Source organism: Desulfovibrio desulfopostgatei (assembly GCF_053570645.1).
In genome coordinates, this window is sequence record NZ_JBRBQS010000002.1 from 374222 (window position 1) to 393858 (window position 19637).

Genomic DNA, 19637 nt, shown 5'->3' on the forward strand with positions numbered 1-19637 from the left:
CATGCTCAGCGGTCTTATGAATGTGGGCAAAACTGCCCTCAACGCCGCCCAAGCCTGGATATCGGTCACTGGCAGCAATATCGCCAATGCCGATACCGAAGGCTACACCCGACGCTATGTGGATCAGCGCGACGCGGGCACCCTTGTCGCCAAACCTGGCGGCGAAGGTCTGGGGGTTAATGCGCAGCAGGTATTGCGATATTTCAACTCTTTTCTTGAAAGCTCCTATGTGCGCCAGTCCACCAATTCTGCCCGCTGGGAAGAGCAGGAAAACATCATGGGGACGTTGGAAAGCCTTTTCAACGAATCCAATCGGGCGGGCATAAGCTCTTCCATGAACGCGTTTTTTACGGCATGGCAGAAGCTTGCGCAGCGCCCTGGCGACACCGCCTCGCGCGAAGATCTGCTTTCATATGCCGACAACCTTTGCGACATGTTGGGCAATACAGCCACATCGGTCAAGGCGCTGCAAAGCCAGATGGATGTTTCCATCAATCAGAGCGTCAGCCGCGTCAATGAGCTTGCCAAGAGCATTGCTTCTCTTAACAAGCAGATCAATGCCACGACCATTGATGGGGTAAGCAATCCCAATGATCTGCTTGACCAGCGCGACCAGCTGGTGCGTGAAATGGCAACCTATGTCGATGTGAAGACCATGGACTCTGGGGGCGGCAATTTTACGGTGGCGCTCACCACCGGTCAGCCTCTGGTGCAGGGTGTCAACACCAATGATTTAGAGATTCGTGAACCGCGCGCGGAAAATCGGCTTTCTGTAGGCTCGCCTTATACTGGCAGTATCCAGTATGACGGCTCCGACAGCCACGAATATACGATAGATATCGTTTCCGGGGGAAATGCTGGCCCTGCTGGCACTGCTGGCAACCCCACGTTCCGCGTTTCTCTGGACGGCGGCAAAACCTGGCTGCGTGACGAGAACGGCAATGAACAGCACTACGAAATAAGCTCCACAGGCACATCCACCGATCCCGTGCAGGTGAAGAATCTGAAGATATCCTTCGATTCTACCAGTAATTTTACCGTTGGCGACAAGTTCGACATAATACCCAAGACCGGGCTTTACTGGATTGAACCCACGCGCGGCCCGCAAAACGTGACGCCTCAGGTGGGCTTTGACGGAACGGACACCGCCGGTCGTGTGTCTGGCGGCAAGCTGACCACCTATTTCAATATTCGAGACGACAACTGCGGCCGGTATATGGATGAACTGGATGCCACCGCCAAGTCGCTTATCTGGGAAGTGAACCGCATCCACAGCCAGGGTGCTGGTACCTCTCTGTTCGATTTTGCACAGGGGCAACAGGGCGTTTCCAACACAACGGTGCCTCTGGGCTCAGCCCAGGCCGTGCTGCCGGAGTCCAGCAGGCTCCAGGCCGGCAACGTCAATTTTTATTTTTACAACAAAACTTCGGGCGACTATGTTTCGTCGGGTCAGCTTGACTTCAGCGCCATTACCCCCGGAACGCCGAACTTTGATCCCAGCAAGCACTCGCTGGATGATGTTGTTTCCGCCATTAATTCTTCGTTCCCCGGCGAGCTTACAGCCACCATCCAGGACGGCAAGCTTGTACTCAACACTGCAGCGGGCAGTAATCTGCAGTTTGCGCTGGGCACTGACAGCACGGGCATGATGGCCGCCCTTGGCGTGAATACGTTTTTTACCGGCACCACTGCCAGCGACATAGCCACAAGCAGACAGTTGCACGACAATGAGAACTACATTGCCGCCGGGCAGGTCAACGGCCAGCAGCAGATAAATAAGGGCGACAACGCCACGGCCACAGCTATTGGCAAACTGGCCAGCACCAACGTGACCATTTCAACCGCGTGGAAGACCACCAGCAACCAGACCATCGGTCAGTACTACGCTAGCCTGGTTACGACAGTGGGTGCGGATACCCGCTTTGCCAAAACAAATTCGGAATACCACAAGGCACTCACCAGCGACCTTTCCGAGCAGGTAAGCTCTGCCTCTGGCGTCAACCTTGACGAAGAAATGGCCAACCTGATCAAATACCAGCACTCCTACACGGCAGCGGCAAAATTGATAACCACCGCCGACCAGATGCTGCAAACCCTCCTTGGGCTTAAGCAATAGGAGCCTGACATGGCTATACGCGTTACGCAAAACACCATGTATGACAAAATGACGAGCCAGATGCAGAAAAGTCTGGCTGCCTACATGGAAAGCAACGAGCAAGGCTCTTCGCAAAAAAAGATCAACAGGCCATCGGATGATCCTGCTGGCACATACCGCGTGCTGGTGACCCGCAACGACATCAGCGCCACTACCCAGTATCAGAGCAATGTGGATACGGCCAAGGGCTGGTTGTCGCTGGCCGACAACGTGCTCGGTACGCAACTGAGCAACTCTCTGACAAGCCTCAAGGCTCTGGCTGAACAAGCCTCGACTGGTACCTATTCGGCAGAGAACCGCAGACAGATTGCGGATCAGGCCCGGCAGATATTTGGCCAGATGCTCAACCTTTCCAACACCCAGTATGAGGGCAACAGCATTTTTGCCGGTCAGCGCTATGACCGCAACGCCTTTGAGGAGGGGTTGGCCCTGACCAGTGCCGACACCAACTGGGATACGGCCATTCAGGCCGGGGACTACACGATTCAGGGCGCGTCCAGCAAATCCATGATGATTCAGTTTACCAGCACCGGGACGCTTGATGGCGGGCCGCAGACTTTTCGCTGGTCCAACGATGGCGGCACCACCTGGAGCACGGGCACCACGGCTGGCAGAACACTGACTGCCAACGGTGTAACCGTCACCATGAAGAACGATATGGCAGTTACCGCAGCTGATATCAGCGCCGGGCCAGGATCAAAAAACGGTACGCTGGTGTACATCCGTCCTACGGCCGTCTATCAGGGTGACGACAATGATCCGCCGCCGACAATGACTGTTATGGGCGGCCCCGCCAATCTGACGACATCCGCCGCCGGATCTTTTGGCGGCAACGTGCTGTTGCGTATGGACAACAACGCCAACCTTTCCCTGACGGGCAGCACGGTCAACTATTCGTACAGCACGGACAGCGGATCAACCTGGGTAGCGGCAACTGCCACCACGGATGGTTCAAACAAGCTTCGCCTGCTCGTGCCAAGCGGATATGTGGATATGGATGCCACAACGGTAGCTGGCAACACAGTAAACGCTGGCACGCAGATTCTTGTGCACCCTGACCGCGCCGATCTGAATCTTGAAATAATGAAGGGTTCGTATATTTCGGTAAACAACGTGGGCAAGGATATCTTTGGCGGATACTACGAAGGCAAGCCAGCCCTGCCGGGTTCGACAAACCTGTTTGATATGGTGGGCGAATTCATCAGTTATTGCGAAAATAACAATCAGGAAGGCTGCCAGCAGACACTCGCAAAAATTGCCACTGTACAGCAGAATGTGCTCACCCAGACAGCCCGCATTGGCGGGCTTGAAAACCGGGTGTCAACTGCCAGCGATGTGCTCAGCTTTCAAAAGCTAGACCAGCAGGAACGATTGAGCTATACTGAAGACGTAGACCTGACCGAGTTGCTGACAAAGCTGACCCGGCAACAGTTGACGTATCAGACCGTGCTTCAGTCTTCTTCAAAGATAATGCAGATGAGCCTGGCCAGTTATCTCTGATGCCGAGTAGCGGCGGATTTTGCCGCCTGATGCCGGGCAGAAATAAGCGCTGCCCGGGAGCGGTTCATGCAACGATATAATTAACGGAAGCACCTATGCTCATATTGACGCGACGCCCAGGAGAAAGCCTATATCTGGGCGAGAATATACGCATAACTATCCTGGGCATGCAGGGTAAACAGGTCAAACTGGGCCTGGAAGTACCCGATGACACCACGATATACCGCGAAGAAGTGTACAAGCGGGTTGTTGAGGAAAACCGGCGCGCCCTTGAAACCAGTAATAACGACCTCATGGTGGCTGCTGAACTATGGCACGAAACAAAGAAATAGAAATCGACACCCGTCTTGGACGCCGTTGTATCGATACGGATAAGGTTGTGCACTTTCCCCGTGGGCTGGCCGGGTTTGAAAACGAACGGGATTTTATCCTGCTTCAGATCCGACCTGAAGCGCCCTTGCTTATTTTGCAAAGCGTGAATACCCCGGTAGTGGGCCTGCTGGTGGCCGATCCATACAGCTTTTTTGACAAATCCTACGCACCCCAGGTGGGAGATGCCGAAAGGCAGTTGCTCCATATCGAGAGCCTTGAGCAGGCAGCCGTGCTGGTGACGGTTTCCATTCCTGCGGGCGCGCCCGAGCAGGCCGCGCTTAATCTCACCGGCCCCATTGTCATCAACTATGAGGCCCGCGTGGGTTTGCAGGTGCCGCAGTGCGGCGAAGGATTGCAGCAGGTGAACCTGCACTCGCTCAAACCTGTGGAAGAAACACAGGATGCAGGAACTACGCCTGCTGATGGTGCCAACCCGCAGGAATGTTGCTGCGCCAAGGCCACCCCCACGGAATAACGCGCTGCTTTTTTATGCCACGTTGACCCGGCTGTTGTGAAACAGCCGGGTTTTTTCGTGTGGAACTCGGTTTGCGCGCGCTGGTGCTTTGTTCACAGGCTTTGCCTTCTGCCATGCGAAATAATTTTGTAACATTGTGTATTTAAAGAATTTGGTGTTGCGCTATCGCGATGAAATTGTTAGTGGAAAAAAGCAGTGGTGGTGAAATAAATAACTTGCATGCGGTTTAACATGGTGCTAGATTGAGCGCACAAACAGTCAAGCAAAGAACTAGTCTGTTTTGAAAACGTTAATTGATCTGCCTCATAACTGGCCGTAAAAATTACAGATGGCAACCCTCGGCAAAATCCGCAGACCCCTTCTGCGAATCCGTACCCCTTAACGGAACTGTTTTGCCTGCCTCTGCGTCCGTGCCGCTCTCTCCTCGCCTGGCGGAGCGGTAAACAGGACAATGTTGGCCCGGCGGCATACCACAGATGCCGCCGGGCCAAAATGTTTTTTCCGCAAAAGCCAAAGTTATCCCTTTCTCCCCAAAAGCCCAGCCTTGCGTGAGCGTGTGGGGCAGCACTGCCCGTTGTGTTGTTGTGCAAACATTGGTGCGGGTATTTGCTATTTTGCTTCGCAGAAGATACTTCCCAGATTTACAGTGATTACCGGAATATTGGCATTAAGCGAAGTACTCAAAATCGCATTGCGGTGCATTCCACCGCGCGACCACCACAGGAATAGTACATGATGATCAAGACGTTCGCGCTTTTTGTGGCAACGGCTCTGGCGGAGATAACGGGGTGCTACCTTCCCTGGTTGTGGTTGCGCAAAGGCGGTTCTGTCGGGCTGCTGGTACCCGCCTGCCTGAGCCTTGCGGTGTTTGCATGGTTGCTGACCCTGCACCCCGCAGCCAGTGGCAGAGTATACGCCGCCTATGGCTGCGTATACGTGGTTACAGCCCTCTTGTGGCTGCGCCTTGTAGATGGTGTACCGCTGGCCAGCACAGATATCTTGGGCGGTGCTGTGGCTCTGGTGGGTATGGGCATTATTGTCTCAGGCTGGGGAACCGCTGCATAAAGGCTCGGGCTATCCGCCACCAATGCAAAAGCCGGGTGTAAAACCCGGCTTTTGCATTGGTGGCGGCAGTGTTGTTTTGGAAGCATGGAGGCACCTTCCAACCAGGGAGATGCCTCCATGTGTCCGCATGCACGCCTACATGCTTTCTCCTGTCCTGATGCGGTAATTTTCAGCAACATCAAGAACAAAAACCACGCCATCACCTTCTTTGCCAGTGCGGGCTCCTGTCATAATGGCTTCAATTGCCGTTTTTACTGTTTCATCAGGAACAGCAAGCTCCAGTCGAATTTTTTTGAGCAAATTTACCTCGGTAGCAATGCCTCGGTACATCTCTACATAACCTTTCTGCCGCCCTGCACCAAGAATGTTGGTGATGGACATGGCGTAGATATTACGTTGATACAGCTCCTGTTTTACCTGCTGGAGGCTTTCAGGGCGGGTATATGCGATAATCAGCTTCATAATAGGTATCCTCCGCTTGCGGGCTTGCTAGAGCTATTCGTTGGAAAAAATCTGGAAGCCGCTATAGGCGTCGGCCTTATGCTCTGTGATATCAAGACCTTTCATCTCTTCTTCGGGGCTGACGCGCATGCCGAAGACAACCGAAATGAGCTTGAACATGATGAATCCCATGCCAAAAGCCCAGGCGAAGAATACCGCGACGCCAAGGGCCTGCACCAGGAGCACGCTCACGTCGCCGCCATAAAGCAGACCCGTTGTTGTGCCGTAGCCGGGCGCGGCAAACAAGCCAACCATGAGCGTGCCGAACGCACCGCACACACCGTGCACGGACACAGCGCCGACAGGATCGTCAACCTTGAGCTTTTGGTCGATAAACAGCACAGAGCAGACCACAAGGATACCAGCCAGAAAGCCGATGACTAGCGAGCCAACGGGGGACACTTCAAAACAACCGGCGGTGATGGCCACAAGTCCGCCAAGGCAGCCGTTAAGCGTCATGGAAGGATCAGGCTTGCCTGTTTTGGCCCAGATGGTGAACATGGCACCCAGTGTGCCGGTGCAGGCCGCAAGGCAGGTATTTACCGCGATATAGCCAATGGTGCCGTCAGCAATAGTGGTGGAGCCGCAGTTGAAACCAAACCAAGCGAACCACAAAATGAACACGCCCGTAGCTGCCATCGGCAGGTTGTGGCCGGGTATGGCGCGGGCCACTCCATTTTTGTCGTACTTACCAAGGCGCGGGCCAACCACGATGGCTCCGGCAAGGGCGATCCAGCCGCCCACAGAGTGAACAACAGAAGATCCTGCAAAATCAATAAAACCCATATTGCCCAGCCAGCCCCCGCCGGCATTGCCGCTCAACAGGGAATTCCAGGCCCAGTGCCCGCTGATGGGATAGATAACCGCCGAGACAAGGGCGCTGCACAACAGATATGAGCTGAATTTTGTGCGTTCCGCAATGGAACCGGATACAATTGTGGCAGAAGTGGCGCAAAACATGGCCTGAAAGAACCAGAATGTCAGATTCCACATGCCTTCAGGGGTTGATGCATCGCCACTGCCAAGAAAAAACAGAGAACTGCCGATCAGGCCGCCGCTGGAGCTGCCAAACATGAGCCCAAAACCCACCGCAAAAAACAGCGGCGCCCCCATGGCAAAGTCCAGCACATTCTTCATAATGATGTTGCCAGCATTCTTGGCTCTGGTGAGTCCGCATTCGACCAGCGCAAAGCCAGCCTGCATGAACATGACCAGAATGCCCCCCAGCAGTGTCCACAGCGTATTTCCATACGCCTGAGGCATGTACTCGACCGCTGCTTCCTCTGCTGCATGCGCCGATTCCGGCAGCATGAAGCACAGTCCGGCCATGCTGCAAAGCGCCAATAGCCGCCCAATGTCGCGCGAACCCTTCATAGCAATCCTCCCGAAGAAATAGGTATGGCTTGTTTGCATAAGGAGATTGCAGGGAGCGTGCCAGGGGATTTTAATAAAAATATGTTTAATTTCAGTTAGTTGTTTTTTTATTGAAAACTTTATTGATACAAAAACGTATCGTGCGGAAGTTTTCAGGTTAAATATGTATCAATGTTTGTGTGTTTGATTGGTACTCATAGATGCCTGACAGGCTCCCGCCAGTAAAAAAAGCAACTGGAAGCCTCATTGGTGCCTTCATGGCTGAAAACGCAAAAAGCCGGGTGTAAACCCGGCTTTTCTACGCTCATGCTACTGAGTGGAATGTTTAGTCGATGCCCATGGCCTTGCTGATTTTTTTTGCGGCCTTTTTGACCTTTTCCAGCGGGCTTTTTTCCGCCGCGGCCTCAAATTCGCGCAGCAGTTCTTCCTGCTTGGCAGAAAGGCGGGTAGGCGTGAGCACTTTCACCTCTACCAGCAGATCGCCGCGCGAACGACGCCCGGGGTAGGGCATGCCCTCTCCAGAAACGCGCAGCAGGGTGCCGCTCTGAATACCCTTGGGGATTTCCAGCGGCAGATTGCCGTCAAGGCCGGGAACTTCCGCCCGGTGCCCCAGGGCTGCCTGCACAAAGCTGATCTCGAGGGAGTAAATAAGGTCTTGTCCCTGACGCTGCCAGCGCTTGTCCTGCTCAACGGTGAGCACAACATAGAGATCGCCTGCCGGGCCGCCGTGGACGCCGGGTTCACCCTCGCCGCGCACGCGCAGGCGGGTGCCGCTGTCAACGCCGGCAGGCACGCGCACCACAAGTTCGCGGGTATCTGTGGTGATGCCCTCGCCCTTGCACTTGGGACAGGGCTTGGTGATAACGCGCCCCGTGCCCTGACAGGAGGGGCAGGGCATGGATATCTGGAAAAATCCTTGCGAGCGGCGCACCTGACCGCTGCCGCCGCACTGGCGGCATGTTTCCGCCTTGCTGCCGGGGGCCGCGCCGCTGCCGTTGCATTCGGAGCAGGTAACGTGCTTGGGCAGGGAGATGCTGATCTCGTCGCCCTTGGCTGCCTGGGCAAAGGTGATGGTCAGGTTGTAGCGCAGATCAGCCCCGGCCATGGGCCTGGGGCCGCGCGTAGCGGTAGAAAAGCCAAAAAGATCGCCGAAGATATCGCTGAAATGCGCAAAAATATCATCGTTGCTGCCAAAACCACCCGTGCCGCCCTGGACGCCAGCGCGCCCAAAACGATCATAGCGAGCGCGTTTTTCAGGGTCGCGCAGCACGTCATACGCTTCGGCGGCTTCCTTGAACTTCTGTTCAGCCTCGGCATTGTCGGGGTTATGGTCGGGGTGATACTTCAAGGCCAGCTTACGGTAGGCCCGTTTAATTTCGTCATCTTCGGCGCTGCGGCTTACGCCCAGCACTTCGTAGTAATCGAGCTCCATCGTAGTTCCGGTCACTGTGCGGCTTGTGCGCCTGTGCTAAAGGTTGTACATAAGCGCGGCGGCTCCCCTGGGGAAGCCGCCGCGCGGACAATTTGTCCCCAAAAGGCTACTCCTCTGCGGCGGCCGCGTTATGGCCGGGCAGGGGGTTGTAAAGACTGTCGTCATCAGGCAGAACCTTTCCGGCGGCAATTTCGCGCAGGGCGGTCACGGCCTCTTTGTTGCGAGATTCTACCAGCGGTTCATAGCCTTCGCGGTACTGATGCACACGCTTGATAGCCATCTGCACCAGCAGAAAACGGTTGTCCACGCGCTGCTGACAATCTTCCACGGTAATACGGGCCATGCTGCCTCCGTAAGTACGCGGCTTAAACGCCGCATTCCGGGCCGCCACGGGCAACCCGGTTGATAAATAATACCGCCCGACCATTTGTAAAGGCCGGGCGTGTGCATACGCCTTGGCGCAGGATTCTCCTGCTGAAATAAGAATTGATATATGTCGTCCGCTGTGCTGTCAATAGTCCTGCTGAAGCGGCAGCCAGCGCGGAACAACAGGCATCCCGAAATTTTACGGGTTTGCCGTCAACGGGTGTACAGGAAAATTATGAGCAGAGAAAAAAGATCATTCGCACAGGAAACCTGTGTTAAAAGCGCGGGCAAGGCCATGCAGAAAACAGGCATGTTGTGGCCTGGCTGCAGGGTTGCTGTTGCCGTTTCTGGCGGCGTGGACAGCTTTGTGCTGCTGCAAAGCCTTAAAATTCGCCAGGGAATCGTACCTTTTCACTTTGAAATCATGGCGATTCACCTCAACCCTGGTTTTGACGAGCAGAGCCATGCGGCCCTTTTGCCCTGGCTGGCCAAGCGGGGCATACCCGGCCATATTGAAATGACAACTTATGGCCCAGACGCGCATTCAGAAAAAAATCTTCGCAGGTCGGCCTGTTTCCGCTGCTCCTGGCTGCGCCGCAAGCGCCTGTTTGAGCTGTGCGCACAGTATGGCGTGACCCACCTCGCCCTTGGGCACAATGCGGACGATCTGGTGCAGACGTTTTTCATGAATCTGAGCCGCAATGGCCGCGTGGACGGCATGAGCATGAATGAGTCCTTTTTTGGCGGCGGGCTGCAATTGATACGCCCGCTGCTGCTTGTGGAGAAAAAGTTTATCCTCAAGGCTGCCAAACAGTGGGAACTGCCCATCTGGGCCAATGCCTGCCCCTCGGCGGGTAACACCGCCCGCAGTTCAATGGGGGAAACGCTGGAACACCTGTATAAGGTATCCAAGGATTCGCGCCGGTGCGTTTTTAATGGTTTGACTCGCTGGCAGCTTGAAAAGAACAGCGTGGCTGCGGCCGTGGGCGATGAGCAGCCCCTGCCGGACGCAGAAGCGCGTGACGGCGTTGCGGATTGACACGGGCCGTATCCCGGCTCTAGAGTGTTAGCCCAATGCTGTTCGGCAAATATCACATAGTCATCTTCACTGAAGGTCGTAGCGGCAGCCGCAACCTGCGTATGCGCGGCTGGTTTGGCTTTATTGCCTGCGTGCTGGTGCTGGCCCTTGTGGCCTGCAATGTCTGGCTGCTGCGCAGTTGGCTTGAAACCCGGCATCTGGGCGACGACCTGCGCAATGCAGACAAAACCATTGAAGAACAGCGCCGCCAGCTTGTGAATCTGGTTGAGCGCATCTCTGTTGTGGGACGTGATCTGGAGCGGGTGCAGAGCTTCGACTCCAAGCTGCGCATCATGATGAACATGGAGAAAGATCCCACGGAGGCCGGTTCCATCGGCGACAGGCCGGGGGATTTTTCGCGTACCTATCTGCCCTTGCACCGGCAGGAACTTGCCGCCCGCAAGATGCTTGAATTCCTTACCCGTCTCTCTGAATCCGTGCGACTTGAAGAAGTGCGCCAGCAGGACTTGCTGCTGGCCCTGCGCGAAAACCGCGATGCCCTTTCTTCCATGCCGACCATCTGGCCTGTGGTGGGTTTTGTTTCTTCCAGTTTTGGATGGCGCTCGGCACCCTTTGGCGGGCGGGGGCAGTTCCACAAGGGCCTGGACATCACCAACCGCATCGGCACGCCCATTATGGCTCCAGCTCAGGGTATGGTGACCCTCTCTGGGCGTGATGGCGCGTATGGTTTCAGTGTTGAAATCAACCACGGCAGCGGTATCGTGACCAAATACGGGCACATGCAACGTTGCGCCGTGCAGGAAGGCCAGTGGGTCAAGCGCGGCGAAATTGTGGGCTATGTGGGCATGAGTGGCCGCACCACAGGGCCGCACCTGCACTACGAAGTGCGCCTTAACGGTGTGCCGGTTGACCCCATGCGCTATATTCTGGAGTAGCCCGGCCATTTCCGATTGTTCGTTTTTGCATCATGCCCCGGCGCGCATCCATAAACGGTTTGCGGCGGCGGGCGCAAGCAATGGGGAAAATGCGGCACCATGCGCAAGCATCACAAAATTTCTGGCAGGCCTTTTAGTGCCGCGCACGCCAGCACGCCGGGGCATGCGGTGCGTGGCGGTTTCTGCCGTAATCTGTCTGATATTTTCGCGGCATTTTCGCGGCTGCCGATGCTGACTGCTGGCATGTTTGCAGTCATGGGCGCGGGCATGACCTGACGTGCGGGTTCTGTGGGGCAGGTTGTCTCGCTACGTGCCGCTGGTCGGGCTTTCCGCTGATTCCCCCTCTCCCGATCAATTAAGCTCAGGCGCTCCCCCTCACAATCCAGGTTTCGCATCCAGAATGCGGAACCGTTTTTTATTTTTGAGCGTTTGATGGCGCGCTTTGCGCTTTTGCGAGATCACTATTCTTTGTGGAGAGGCATATGGAAACTACCGAAAAAGGACGGCGCGATTTTCTCAAATCGTTGGCGCTGGGGGCAGCAGGCACTGCCATGCTGACGCCGCAAGCCGCCAATGCGGCGGAAGGCGGCACCTTGCAGGTATGGTCGTGCGGCGGGCTTGCCGAGGCCATGATGCCAGCGCATGAGGCCTATCAGCAGCAGTCGGGCGTCAAGGTTGTCTACACCGGAGCCTTTGCCGCAGCCTTGGGCAAATCCCTGCTGACTGGCGGCGGGCAGACGGAGGTCTTTGCCGGGCGCGTCTTGGCTCTGGCCCAAAACCTGCGCAAGGCTGGCAAGATGCTCAATTTCAGGCCCTTGTGCTTTACCAGTTACGTCATTGCGGTTCCCAAGGGGAATCCCGCAAAAATCAGCGATATTGAAGACCTGACCCGCCCCGGCGTGCGGGTTTCCATGGCGCGGGACGCTTCCGCTCCCGGCGGACAGGCCGTTATGGGCATCCTCAAAGCTGCGGACATCACGCCCAAGGTGCTTGCCAACGTGCCCGAGCAGGGCAGCTGCGTGCAGCGTTCTGTGGAAAGCGTTGCCGAGGGCAAGGCTGACGCCATGATTGTGGAGCGGCGCATCACCCGCATGACGCGGTTTGCTGATCGGCTGGATCTGGTGGAAATTCCCGAGCGGTTTTTCCCCGCCGGGCCGTTGACCTTTACCGTGGGCATGATGGCAAACGCGACTGATCCGGCAAAGGCCTCAGCCTATATGGACTGGATTACCAGTGCGCTGGGGCAGGCTTTTTTTGAAACGGCGGGCTTCATCCCTGCCATTTCGTCCAAGGGCATGGAACTTGTGGAAAAGCTGGGGGTAAAGGATGTTGCATGAAATTGTCGCCCGTCCCAGCCTGCGGTTGAGGGCTCTTCAGTGGTGTAACCGCGCGGTACTGTTTGCCTCCACGCTGTTTTTGGGCGAGTGGGCCTTGTTTGGCGTGTTCCGCTGCCCCTTTGTTGTGCCCTTTGTGAGTTGCCAGAACTGCCCGGTCATTATCTGTCCCGGTCAGGCCGCGCGCATGTTTTGGGGATTCTGGGGCGTATGGCTGGCTGTGGCGGCCCTGTTTGGCAAGGCTTTTTGCGGCTGGTTGTGCCCTGGCCAGCTTGTGAACCGGGCACTTGCGCTCAATCCTTTCCGTTTTGGGTCCAACCCTGACGGCGTGGCGAACTTTCGCTGGGCCCGGTATCTGGTGTTGGCGGCGGGGCTGACAGCCTGGTTTGTTCTGGGGCAGCCGCGCGTGGACGTGCCTATTCGTGTGGGAGAATTTTGGCCTTCTGCATGGCTTACGTGGAAGCATGCCTTTCCCATGTGGGACTTGCGTCTGCTTATCACCTTGGGCGGGCTGGCGTTGGGGCTGGTTGTGCTGATGTGCTGGTGCCGGTTTGTTTGTCCTTTTGGCGCGGCGCTGGAGGTTGCGCGTAAGTTTGCTCCGTTCCGTTTTTACAGAACGGAGCAGTGCAATGATTGCGACAAATGCAGGCGGGTTTGCGTTATGCGGACGAGGCCGGGCGAGGAGAATTGCACCAATTGCGGCGATTGCGCGGGGAGTTGCCCCACGGATTGCATCCGGTTTGGGGTGAAGCGGTACGGTGGCAAGGGCAATTAAGGCAAAAGCAGGGGAAATTGAGTAGCGGGGTAGAGCCTGTCGAGCGCATTTACGCAAACCCGACTTTTGTACCCTGAATGCGTCAGCGCCGGGATTTTGATGCTCACGTACATGAGTACGTTGCGCTCAAAATCCCGGCGCTTCCTTTTCAGGCCGCAAAACGCGTATTTTGCAAATTCACTCAACACCAGCCATCGCCTCCGCGTTCGCTCCGGCGAGTTTAAGGAAGGCAACGCCACAACCAGCTTTTGATGGCGAGTGGACTATTCTGACTCGTAATTTCTCTGCCTGCTTGCGGTTGAATTAAGAGCGGAATGCTCGCAGGAGAGAGTGGCCCCGAAGTCTCATGCATTGCGACCTGGATCGGTCAAGTTGGTGATGATTGAAATTTTAGAGATGCCCTGAAAACGGTGCAAAGCCATGCCCTTTTCAGGCAACGTATCGGCGGTATTTGGCTGAAACAGATTCACATCCAGAGCGAAAGCGAACTCTGGCATTTACGCGGCGCGGAGGGAGATCACCTGAGCGAGCGTAGCGAGGGAAGGAAGCTCCCGCAGCTATAGTCGCGTTGCCCTCGCCGCATGAAGAATGCTGAAAGCCCTTCTTAGGGGGTGTTCCGGGGGGAGTGCAGAGGGGGCCTAGGAGGGGCGCAGCCCCTAACAGGTCCCCTCTGCCCCACGCCGGGGAGGCGTCCCAAACGCCGCCGGAGGGCGGAATACCGTGCCCGAAGGGCAGAAAAGAGAAAGAGTACTGATGGAGTATGTGAGCCTGTCAGGCTAACAAAAAAGGGAGCAAACCCTTAGGCCTGCTCCCCAGCAAATCCTTGCAAAAAACGAATCTACAGCGCTGGCGCTCCAACCCCCGGCAAAACCTGCTCCAAGGCATGCCCAAGAGAAAGCAACTCGCCCTCGGCAAAGGCCTTGCCAAAAAGCTGCATACCCACGGGCAAACCGCTCTCGGCACCAACACCCACAGGCATGGAAAGCCCGGGCAGACCGGCAAGGTTCAGCGAAAGCGTGTAGGCATCCATGAGGTACATCTGGAGCGGATCGGCGGTCAGGCTGCCCACATTCCACGCAGGAACGGGCGAAACCGGGGCCCACAGGGCATCGCATTTATCAAGGGCGGCGAGGTATTCATCGCGGATGAGGCGGCGCACCTGTGCGGCCTTGCGGTAATACGCATCGTAATAGCCGGAGGAAAGCACATAGGCTCCCAGCATGATGCGGCGCTTGACTTCCTGTCCGAAGCCCTCGGTGCGCGAGCGCACGTACAGGTCTTCAAGATTCTTGATATCCGCAGCGCGGCGGCCATAGCGAACGCCGTCAAAGCGGGCGAGGTTGGAACTGGCCTCGGCCATGGCGATAATATAGTAGGTTGCGATGGCCGCATCTGTGTGCGGCAGGCTCACTTCCACCAATTCCGCACCCTGAGCCTGAGCAATGCTCATGGCGTTCTGGCATACGGCGCGCACTTCAGGGGCCAGACCTTCACCAAAAAATTCCTTGGGTATGCCCAGCCGCGCGCCCTTGAGGGGCTTGCTGTTCAGGGCGGTCACATAGTCGTCCACAGGGCGCGGGGCGCATGTGCCGTCACGCTGGTCATGCCCTGCGATAACGCCGAGCACGCGGGCGCAGTCTTCCACGCTGCGGGTCAGCGGGCCCACCTGATCCAGTGACGAGCCGTAGGCGATGACGCCGTAGCGCGACACGCGGCCGTAGGTGGGCTTGAGGCCCACGCAACCGCACAGGGAGGCGGGCTGACGGATGGAGCCGCCGGTGTCCGTACCCAGCGAAGCAAAGCATTGCCCGGCAGTGACGGAAGCGGCGGAGCCGCCGCTGGAACCGCCGGGGACCCGGTTGACATCGCGCGGGTTGCGGGTGGTCTGGTAGGAGGAGTTTTCCGTGGTGGAACCCATGGCGAACTCGTCCATGTTGTTCTTGCCCAGAATAACGGCCCCGGCCTCGCGCAGTTGCTGCACGGCAAAGGCGTCATAAAAGGGAGTGTAATTTTCGAGAATGCGCGAACCAGCAGTTGTGCGCAGCCCCTTGGTGGAGAGGGCGTCCTTGACCGTTACCGGCACACCCCACAGGGGCTTGGCCGGATTGGGGCCTTCCTTGTCCAGGGCGGCGGCAGCGGCAAGTGCCCCTTCCCTGTCCACGGTCAGCATGGCCGCTATGCGCGGTTCAGTGGCGTCCATGCGCGCAAGGCAGGCCGTAACGGCGTCAACTGCGCTCAGTTCCTTTTTTTGCAGGGCCTGAGCCGCTTGTGTGAGCGAGAGGGAACAAATTTCGGTCATGGCGTTCTCAAATATGTTCTGCACTGCGGTTTGCGCAATGCTGTGCGTTTGGGTGCGGTATACGCCGGCGCGGGTGACTGCGCCGGGCTGCTGCACTGGCCGGGCCAGAGCAATATTACTCTGAAACTGCTCTATACGATGCGGGGCACGATGAAATATTCGCCATCGGCCTCGGGCGCGTTGGCGAGCACTTCGCTACGCTCACGCCGCCGGGCCGACACATCGTCCCTCAGGGGGCCTGGATGCTGGGCCGGGCTGTACAAAGGCTCCACATCCTTGGTGTCCACGCGCGCGAGCACGTCCATATAGGCCAGAATATCGCCCATCTGGCGGGCAAACAGGGTCTGTTCTTCCTCGCTGACGCTCAACCGGGAAAGTGTAGCCATGTGGGCCACTTCTTCCAGACTGATGGTTTTGTTGTCTGCCATGTGTAGTCCTTTAAAGGCAATGCCTGCGGGCGCGATCAGCGCGCTGCGGGCAGGCTGAGTTTATACGAGGGGCGCGGCGTGTTGCTCATGATGGGCGCAGACGGCGGAGTCTGACCAGTCTGCACTGCCGGGGCGGCTTCCGCGCCTGCGGCAGGGGCTGCAAGGGGCGCGCCGGTGGCGTCCACGGGCGGCAGGCCCTGCATACGCAGAGCCGCCTGTTGCAATACACGAGCGCGGGTTTGCTGGAAGGTTTCCACATCCACGGGCGTCATACCGGTGGGCGAAACGCCGAACAAGAAGAGCTTTTGGTGGGCAACGCCCGCGTTGTCCCACGAAATGGGGGCCATGCCCCAGATCATCTTGGAGGCGCGCTGCGCGCGGGCCGTAACCTGCGGCGTGGTCAGGCGTGAATCAAGCCCCATGGACACGGCAAAGCGCACAAAGTCGTAGCCCAGGGCGTTCCAGAAGTCCGTGCCGGGCGCCTGAAGGGCGCGGGGGGCCTGCGGCTGGTTCCATGCGCCGGGAAAGACCGCCAGAGCGAACTTGTCGGCATTGGCAACCGTTTTGCCGGAGAGGCTTTGCTCCCAAAGCGTGGTTCCCAGAAGCACCAGCCGGTCCTCGCCGTTATAGAGCAGGCTTGTGGTCAGCATTTCCATGCTCTTCCACGAATCTGGCAGGAACAGGGCTTCAAAGGATGTCTGCGGCACAGGGGTTTTGCTGCCCTGCGGCGTCTGGGCATTGATGAGCGGAGCCACTGCATTGCTCCACGAGGTGGAGTCGGCAGGGTTATACGAGGCCTTTTGCAGCAGCATGTTGTGGCTGGCAAGGCTCTGTTCCATGAGGCCGGTCATACGCACACCGTACGCATCGGTGGGATAGAAGGCTCCGTAGGTGCGGATGTTCAGGCCAGTGCTGGCAAAGTTGATGAGCGTGTCGATCTGGTCTTGCGGGCTGGGGAAAAAGCGCCATGCGCGCGCTCCTTCATCGCCCTGCTCAAGCGAAGGCACAAAGGTGAAGAAGGCTCTTTTTTCGAGCTGACCGTGCTCGCGGGCCTGAGCGTAGTTGCGCGCCTGCAGGGGGCCGCCCACAACAGCGCAGGCCGGGGGCAGAGCGTCCAGACGCTGCAACCAGTCGGCGGCTTCGGTATTGACCGTTTCAAGGCGCATCTTGACGCCGCTGGCGGCAAGCTCGCTCTGGGCCATCTGCGCGCCGTGGCGCACCTTGCTCGCAATGGGGGCATACGTGCCGGAAGACGGCAGGGCCAGCACCACGCAGGGGCCGGTAACGGCCGCGGGGGCAACCGGTTGGGGTTTGGGTTCGGGCGCTCTTTGACCAAGGCCAAAGGGCATCTGACACGCGGCAAGACAGCCAAGAAGCGCCAGCAGCGAAACATTGCGGGCCAGCGCGGCGAAAGAGCGGCAAAAATTCATGACGGTATCCTGGTTGTAGTACCGGCAGGCCCGTCGTACGCGGGCCGCAAAAAAAGGTCTGGTTCAGGGAACCAGACCTTTTTAGTACAGGGTAGGCGTGGTTGCAAGTTCGGGGCGTATGCCGCCGAGCTGCCCTTGCCCTTATTTCTTCACTTCAGTGTAGTCTGCGTCCACAACATCATCACCCGCATTGCCGTGCTGCTGGCCTGCGCCTGCGGCTCCGGCCTCTGCGCCGGGCTGGCCGCCAGTCTGCTGGGCCTGCTGCTGATAGAGCTGTTCGGCAAGCTTGTGCGAGGTCTTGGCGAGGTCGTCGGTGGCAGCCTTGATGGCTGCGGCGTCTTCGCCTTCCATAAGCTTGCGCAGGGCGGCGATTTTGCCGTCAATGTCGCTCTTGAGCGCGGCATCGGCCTTGTCGCCAAGATCGGTCAGGGATTTCTCCGTGCCATAGATCAGGCTGTCGGCGTGGTTGCGCGCTTCAATCAGTTCCTGCTTCTTCTTGTCGTCCGTGGCGTGGGTTTCAGCCTCGCGCACCAGACGCTGGATGTCGTCTTCCGACAGGCCGGAAGAAGCCGTGATCTTGATGGACTGTTCCTTGCCGGTGCCCATATCCTTGGCGGACACGTTCACGATGCCGTTGGCGTCGATGTCAAAAGACACCTCGATCTGCGGCACGCCACGGGGCGCCGGGGGAATGCCAGCCAGGTCAAAACGGGCCAGGGTCATGTTGTCGGGCGCCATGGGGCGCTCGCCCTGAAGCACGTGGATGGACACCGAGGGCTGGTTGTCGGACGCCGTAGTGAACACCTGACTTTTACGCGTCGGGATGGTGGTGTTCCGGTCGATCAGCTTGGTGAACACGCCGCCCATGGTTTCGATACCAAGGGAAAGCGGGGTCACGTCGAGCAGCAGCACGTCCTTGACGTCGCCGGTGAGGATGCCGCCCTGAATGGCAGCGCCCATGGCCACAACTTCGTCCGGGTTCACGGAGCGGTTGGGCTCCTTGCCAAAGAACTTGCCCACCACGCTCTGCACCAGAGGCATACGGGTCATGCCGCCCACAAGAATGACTTCGTCAATCTGCGAGGCGCTCATGCCCGCATCGGCCAGGGCCTTTTTGCAGGGCTCAATGGTGCGGTCAACAAGGTCGCTGACCAGCGATTCAAGCTTGGCGCGGCCAATCTTGATGAGCATGTGCTTGGGGCCGTTCTGGTCGGCAGTGATAAAGGGCAGGTTGACCTCGGCCTCCATGGAGGTGGAAAGGTCTTTCTTGGCCTTTTCAGCGGCTTCTTTCAGGCGCTGGAGGGCCATGCTGTCCTTGGCAAGGTCAATGCCGTTTTCGCGCTTGAACTCTTCCACCAGGAAGTTGATGACGCGCTGGTCAAAGTCTTCGCCGCCGAGGAAGGTGTCGCCATTGGTGGCGCGCACTTCCACAACGTTGTCGCCAACTTCAAGGATGGAAATATCAAAGGTGCCGCCGCCGAGGTCGAACACGGCGATCTTTTCGTTGGCCTTTTTGTCAGCGCCGTACGCCAGCGAAGCCGCAGTGGGCTCGTTGATGATACGCTTGACGTCAAGACCGGCGATGCGGCCTGCGTCCTTGGTGGCCTGGCGCTGGGCATCGTTAAAGTAGGCGGGCACGGTGATAACCGCTTCGGTAACGGTTTCGCCAAGGTAGGCTTCCGCATCGGCCTTCAGCTTGGCCAGAATCATGGCCGAAACTTCAGGCGCGCTGTAGGTGCGACCATCAACTTCCACGCCTGCGTCGTCATTGGCGGCCTTGACGATGGCGTAGGGCGAATGCTCTTTCCAGCGGCCAACTTCAGGGCTTTCAAATTTACGGCCCATAAGGCGCTTGATGGCGAAAACCGTGCGCTTGGGGTTGGTAACAGCCTGGCGCTTGGCGATATCGCCAACCAGACGTTCCTTATCTGTAAAGGCGACCACGGAAGGAGTGGTACGGCCACCTTCGGGATTGGTGATGCACTTGGGGTCCTTGCCCTCCATGACGTAGACGCAGGAGTTCGTGGTACCCAGGTCGATGCCTATAATCTTGGACATATCTGAATCCTCCTCAGGAAAACTTCTCTGTGCGCTTCGCGCTACCACCTCCGAGGGGCCTCAGGGAGTGCGCAAACGGCGGCGAGCGCGGGAAAATCA

The 19637-nt window shown here is 57.7% G+C and carries 18 protein-coding genes; 10 read left to right on the top strand and 8 right to left on the bottom strand.

Features of this window, described 5'->3' with window-relative positions:
* Position 1: 1 nt before the first annotated feature.
* The 5 genes from flgK to ACUZ9Q_RS01670 all read left to right on the top strand — a co-directional run bounded on the left by flgK (position 2) and on the right by ACUZ9Q_RS01670 (position 5567).
* Positions 2-2116, top strand: coding sequence for a flagellar hook-associated protein FlgK (flgK, locus tag ACUZ9Q_RS01650; protein WP_215646645.1), 2115 nt, complete (start codon positions 2-4; stop codon positions 2114-2116).
* Positions 2117-2125: 9 nt separating this feature from the next.
* Positions 2126-3655, top strand: a complete 1530-nt coding sequence (gene flgL, locus ACUZ9Q_RS01655) for a flagellar hook-associated protein FlgL (protein ID WP_215646643.1) — start codon at positions 2126-2128, stop codon at positions 3653-3655.
* 95 nt (positions 3656-3750) lie between these two features.
* A complete protein-coding gene (gene csrA / locus ACUZ9Q_RS01660; RefSeq protein ID WP_022657715.1) occupies positions 3751-3987 on the top strand; it encodes a carbon storage regulator CsrA in 237 nt (78 codons plus the stop codon).
* On the top strand, positions 3966-4502 hold the full coding sequence (fliW, locus tag ACUZ9Q_RS01665; RefSeq protein WP_192112264.1) for a flagellar assembly protein FliW: 537 nt from the start codon (positions 3966-3968) through the stop codon (positions 4500-4502). The genes csrA and fliW overlap by 22 nt, the downstream gene beginning before the upstream one ends.
* 732 nt (positions 4503-5234) lie before the next feature.
* Positions 5235-5567 (top strand): YnfA family protein, encoded by a 333-nt coding sequence (locus tag ACUZ9Q_RS01670; RefSeq protein WP_449247204.1) that lies wholly within the window; start codon positions 5235-5237, stop codon positions 5565-5567.
* Between the two features lie 135 nt (positions 5568-5702).
* Here the strand turns inward: ACUZ9Q_RS01670 and ACUZ9Q_RS01675 are convergent, their stop codons facing one another.
* The 4 genes from ACUZ9Q_RS01675 to rpoZ form a co-directional block, all read right to left on the bottom strand.
* Positions 5703-6029, bottom strand: coding sequence for a P-II family nitrogen regulator (locus ACUZ9Q_RS01675; protein ID WP_022657718.1), 327 nt, complete (start codon positions 6027-6029; stop codon positions 5703-5705).
* A gap of 33 nt (positions 6030-6062) precedes the next feature.
* Entirely contained in the window at positions 6063-7442 is a 1380-nt protein-coding gene (locus ACUZ9Q_RS01680) for an ammonium transporter (RefSeq protein WP_449247205.1), read from the bottom strand.
* 325 nt (positions 7443-7767) lie between these two features.
* Entirely contained in the window at positions 7768-8874 is a 1107-nt protein-coding gene (gene dnaJ / locus ACUZ9Q_RS01685; RefSeq protein WP_192112266.1) for a molecular chaperone DnaJ, read from the bottom strand.
* 106 nt (positions 8875-8980) lie between these two features.
* Positions 8981-9217 carry a DNA-directed RNA polymerase subunit omega gene (gene rpoZ / locus ACUZ9Q_RS01690; protein WP_022657721.1) on the bottom strand — a complete coding sequence of 79 codons (237 nt, stop codon included), beginning with the start codon at positions 9215-9217 and terminating at the stop codon, positions 8981-8983.
* A 258-nt stretch (positions 9218-9475) separates the two neighbouring features.
* Here rpoZ and ACUZ9Q_RS01695 point away from each other — a divergent pair, with 258 nt between their 5' ends.
* The 5 genes from ACUZ9Q_RS01695 to ACUZ9Q_RS01715 all read left to right on the top strand — a co-directional run bounded on the left by ACUZ9Q_RS01695 (position 9476) and on the right by ACUZ9Q_RS01715 (position 13323).
* Positions 9476-10279 (top strand): tRNA lysidine(34) synthetase, encoded by an 804-nt coding sequence (locus ACUZ9Q_RS01695; RefSeq protein ID WP_449247206.1) that lies wholly within the window; start codon positions 9476-9478, stop codon positions 10277-10279.
* Between the two features lie 35 nt (positions 10280-10314).
* Positions 10315-11214: a M23 family metallopeptidase gene (locus ACUZ9Q_RS01700; RefSeq protein WP_022657723.1), complete on the top strand. Its 900-nt coding sequence runs from the start codon at positions 10315-10317 to the stop codon at positions 11212-11214.
* Positions 11215-11313: 99 nt separating this feature from the next.
* Positions 11314-11490 (top strand): hypothetical protein, encoded by a 177-nt coding sequence (locus tag ACUZ9Q_RS01705; RefSeq protein ID WP_308583786.1) that lies wholly within the window; start codon positions 11314-11316, stop codon positions 11488-11490.
* A gap of 206 nt (positions 11491-11696) precedes the next feature.
* Entirely contained in the window at positions 11697-12551 is an 855-nt protein-coding gene (locus ACUZ9Q_RS01710) for a substrate-binding domain-containing protein (RefSeq protein WP_449247207.1), read from the top strand.
* Complete coding sequence (locus tag ACUZ9Q_RS01715) at positions 12541-13323, top strand: 4Fe-4S binding protein (RefSeq protein ID WP_449247208.1); 783 nt, start codon at positions 12541-12543, stop codon at positions 13321-13323. The genes ACUZ9Q_RS01710 and ACUZ9Q_RS01715 overlap by 11 nt, the downstream gene beginning before the upstream one ends.
* Before the next feature lie 838 nt (positions 13324-14161).
* Here the strand turns inward: ACUZ9Q_RS01715 and gatA are convergent.
* The 4 genes from gatA to dnaK form a co-directional block, all read right to left on the bottom strand.
* Positions 14162-15622 carry an Asp-tRNA(Asn)/Glu-tRNA(Gln) amidotransferase subunit GatA gene (gatA, locus tag ACUZ9Q_RS01720; protein WP_297892724.1) on the bottom strand — a complete coding sequence of 487 codons (1461 nt, stop codon included), beginning with the start codon at positions 15620-15622 and terminating at the stop codon, positions 14162-14164.
* 131 nt (positions 15623-15753) lie between these two features.
* Positions 15754-16050 (bottom strand): Asp-tRNA(Asn)/Glu-tRNA(Gln) amidotransferase subunit GatC, encoded by a 297-nt coding sequence (gene gatC, locus ACUZ9Q_RS01725; RefSeq protein ID WP_298995414.1) that lies wholly within the window; start codon positions 16048-16050, stop codon positions 15754-15756.
* A gap of 35 nt (positions 16051-16085) precedes the next feature.
* Positions 16086-17480 (bottom strand): hypothetical protein, encoded by a 1395-nt coding sequence (locus ACUZ9Q_RS01730; RefSeq protein WP_449247209.1) that lies wholly within the window; start codon positions 17478-17480, stop codon positions 16086-16088.
* A 141-nt stretch (positions 17481-17621) separates the two neighbouring features.
* Positions 17622-19538, bottom strand: coding sequence for a molecular chaperone DnaK (gene dnaK, locus ACUZ9Q_RS01735; protein ID WP_192112274.1), 1917 nt, complete (start codon positions 19536-19538; stop codon positions 17622-17624).
* Between the last annotated feature and the right edge of the window lie 99 nt (positions 19539-19637).